The following is a 224-nucleotide window of genomic DNA, read 5'->3' as shown; positions in this document are numbered from 1 at the left end:
CAGCAGCAGCACGACCAGCAGCAGCAGGTGCAGCAGCAACATCAGCTGTTACGCCGAATTTTTCATCCATGTCGCTGATTAACTCAACGATATCCATTACTGACATTTCAGCGATTTCATTTAACACGTCATCTTTAGATAGTGCCATGAGAACTCTCCGTTATCTGATATAAATTAATTGATTCTAATATCGCCTTGATTGCTTGCCTAATGTGACAATAAAG

At 41.1% G+C, this 224-nt stretch carries 1 pseudogene; it reads right to left on the bottom strand.

From position 1 onward, the window contains the following. Positions 1-148, bottom strand: a pseudogene (gene rplL, locus V6252_RS13180) (50S ribosomal protein L7/L12); the annotation flags it as partial. Between the last annotated feature and the right edge of the window lie 76 nt (positions 149-224).

It is taken from the genome of Psychrobacter proteolyticus (assembly GCF_038155145.1).
In the GTDB taxonomy this organism is placed as follows: Bacteria; Pseudomonadota; Gammaproteobacteria; order Pseudomonadales; family Moraxellaceae; genus Psychrobacter; species Psychrobacter proteolyticus_B.
The sequence above is the reverse complement of the archived record's forward strand: the minus strand, read 5'-3'. Positions and strand labels throughout refer to the sequence as shown.